The sequence below is a fragment of the Streptomyces sp. NPDC055078 genome, from assembly GCF_053607985.1.
In genome coordinates, this window is record NZ_JBSGUP010000817.1 from 1 (window position 1) to 3253 (window position 3253).

Sequence of the window (3253 nt, forward strand, 5' to 3'; positions counted from 1 at the left end):
CGGGCACCCACCCAAGGGCGGCACCCGGGACCCGGCGGGTCAGATCTCGCGGACCTCGAACGTATCGAGTACGAACTCCGCGCCCCCCGCCCCGCCGACCTTCCGCAGGCCCACCCACGCCTCGCCGTCGTCCGGCGCCGTGAACTCGTACGTCCCCACGGTGGGAGAGGTCGCGACCGGGAGCGGGACGCGGGACAGTTCGCGGGAGTCGACACCCGTGACCCAGGCGTACTCCCCAGCCCTCTCGTTCTCGTAGCGGAAGGAGACCCGGTACCGCTTGCCCGGCTCGAAACGGACCTGGTGCTGGACGGTGCGGTAGACCAGGCCCCTGTTCTCGCCGCGGGACTTGAGGGACTCGCGGCCGTCGATGACGTCGTCGATGGTCTTGCCGTTCCAGCCGCGCTGGGTGAAGGGGGCGTGGCGCTGGGCGATATGGGTGCGGGGGTCGGTGGTGCCGCCGGCGTCGCCCTTGACGAAGGGGCCCCAGCCCTGGGGGACGTGCTCGAAGTCCTCGTAGGCGATGGTCCCGGGCTTGGAGGTGGGTAGGGCGGGGACGATACGGACGTTGTCGAAGCGGATGCGCGCGGAACCGGCGTCGGCGCGGAGGGTGAGGGTCACCGGGCCGCCGCCTTCGGGGACGGTGAAGTAGATGAACATCCGCTGGAAGCGGGTGCCGTGTTTGCGGTCGGCGGCGACGAAGTTGCCGGCGGTGGAGATGTCGGTCCAGTTCTCGGACGTGACGCCGTCGGCCGTACGGACCGCCAGGCTCGCGCGGCGGCGCTGACCGGCCAGCTCGCCCACCTCGACCTGGACGGAGGCGGCGTAGGTGCCGGGCCGCAGACGGTCGAGGCGCTGGGCCACCGAGGCCGACGCACCGGCCGCGACGACGAGTTCGTAGTCGCCGATGGAGCTGAGGACGACGGAGGCGGGGCCGGAGACCTGCCAGCCGTCCAGGGAGCCGGAGTTGAAGCCGGGGTCGTGGAGTGGGGTGGCCTCGCCCCAGTCGGGGTCGGGCACCGGGCGGGGGCGGGTGCGGGTGCGGTGGATGACGTACGGCTGGTCGGGGTCGGCGTCGATGGTGACCCGGCCGGACCGGACCCGCAGCCCGCTCTCGTACACCCGGCCCTGGTCGGTGAGGCGGTAGAGGTGGACGCGGGAGGTGCCCGCCCAGCCGCGTGGGAGGCGCCAGGTGCTAGTGCCGCCCTTGGGGTTGTAGTGGTAGAGCTTGGCGGGGTCGGTGGCGCGGCGGGGCTCCCAGGGGAGGAGGTAGGTGCCGCCGTCGTAGACGAGACGGCCGTCGGTGACGATGCGGCGGGTGCCGTCGGTGTCGGAGACGGAGGTGGGGCCGAAGAAGGTGATCTCGTGCTCGGTCCAGCGCTTGATGGGGTGGGCCTGGAGGTACTTCGCGGGCAGGGACTCGGTCCAGATCAGCCGGTAGAAGACGTTCCAGTCGGTTTTGGCGACCCAGCCCTCGAAGTTCCCGGTGCGCGGGATGCCGAGGAGTTTTGGCCACTTGTCGGCGAAGACGTCCTTCTGGTGATTGCGGATGAAGCGGATCAGCCGGGAGTTGATACCCCGGGAGGTGTCGGGCCCGTAGTCGGTCTCGGTGGCCCAGTGGGCCCAGAGGGCCGAGCGTTCCAGGCCGTGGCCCCACTCGGTGGTGATCCCCCAGCCCTGCTCGCGCAGGGCGCGCTGGAGGCGGTCGGAGGTCCAGCCGGACTCGCGGAACACATCGATGTAGAGCATGTTGAGGGCGGGGTGGGTCTCGGCCCGCAGATCGGCGAACCGCCTGACGATGTCACCGCTGACCAGATCGCGACGCTGGTCGATACGGTACGACTGGTCGAGCCAGTCCCACTGCTTGTTGTTCTTGTCGACCAGGGTCTCGGAGAAGGCGTTGGCGACGGGATACGACTCGGTGGCGTTGACATGGACGCCGAAGTCGCTGTTCCACTTCCGGCCCTCGCGGAGCAGCTTGTTGAGGTCGCCGAGGCCGCCCGCGCGCTGGTTGTGGTTGCCCGCGTAGTCGGGGTGGGCCGAGTCGTGGCCCTCGGACTGGTAGCCCTTGAGGAGGGTGTACTGGCGCAGTCCGTCCGTCGCGAGCGAGATCCGTTTGACCTGGTCGAGGGTGGCGAGAAACGGGTTGGTCGCCTGGGACGCGAAGTTGAACGGGATGTGCGGGACGACCCGCAGATGCTGTTCGTCCGCGCCGAGCGGGTTCACCATGATGTCGCGGAAGGCGATGGCCGCGTCCTGCCAGTCCACGACCCCGTCACCGTTGCGGTCGCGGGTGATCACCACGGTGGCGTACGGGAGCGGTTCGGTGTCGCCCACGAGTGCGGTGGCCGCGCGGTGGGTCCACTGGCCGGGGACGAGCTGGGCCTTGGTGTAGCCCCCGGGGTGCGCGATCGTCTGCCGCCAGAGCCGGCCGTTGTCCCAGGTGGTGCCGTCGGCGCCGACCGGCTTGTCGTAGACGGTGTTGGTCTCGATCGCGCCGCCGAGCCGGTCATGGGCGACGACGGCGTACGCACAGCCGGTCGGCTTCGCCTCGGCGGGGGTGGCCGCCGTGACCTGGACCAGGGTGTCGCCGCTGCCCGCCTTGTCGAGCTGGATACGGGCGCCGAGCAGGGCCGCGCCCGGCTGGTCGCTGCGGACGGAGAGCAGCGCGAGACCGGGGATCTGGAGGGTGCCGACGCGCAGGGCGGGGGTGTCGGCGATACGGGTCACGCGCCAGTGGACCCGGGGGCCCTCGACCCGGATCTCGACGTCGATCTCGGTGTCGGCCGGACCGGTGGGGGTCTTTCCGTTGACCTCGGTGTCGGTCGGGCCTGAGGTGGGGCCGGAGGTCGGGCCGAAGGCGAGGGTGTACGCGATGCGGTCGCGGCGGGGTCTCGCGGTGACCCTCTCCGGGGTGCGGGCGGTGGAGTCGATCAGTACGGAGGCGACGGGGTCCTCCTGGCCGTGCAGCAGCGCGCCCGTCGTACGGTCGGTGTACGAGACGATGCGCGGGAAGCCCCGGTCGACGCGGACTTCGAGGTCGCGCGAGCGCAGGACGGTCTCACCGGCCCTGTTCCCGCTGTTCCCGCCGGCCTCGTTCCCGCCGGTCCCGCCGGCCTTGTGCTGTCCGGTGTTCTCGTCGGCGAAGGCCATGGCGGGGGCGCCGATGACCGCACCCGCTCCGGCCAGCGCGGTGGCCGCGACCATGGTCCGGCGGCTGGGGCCCGTGCCGGTGCCGCACGGGGCGGGGCTGGGG

At 71.5% G+C, this 3253-nt stretch carries 1 protein-coding gene; it reads right to left on the bottom strand.

Features of this window, described 5'->3' with window-relative positions; genetic code table 11:
• Positions 1–39 precede the first annotated feature (39 nt).
• Positions 40–3204 carry an endo-alpha-N-acetylgalactosaminidase family protein gene (locus ACWF94_RS37160; protein WP_453499119.1) on the bottom strand — a complete coding sequence of 1055 codons (3165 nt, stop codon included), beginning with the start codon at positions 3202–3204 and terminating at the stop codon, positions 40–42.
• Positions 3205–3253: the final 49 nt, after the last annotated feature.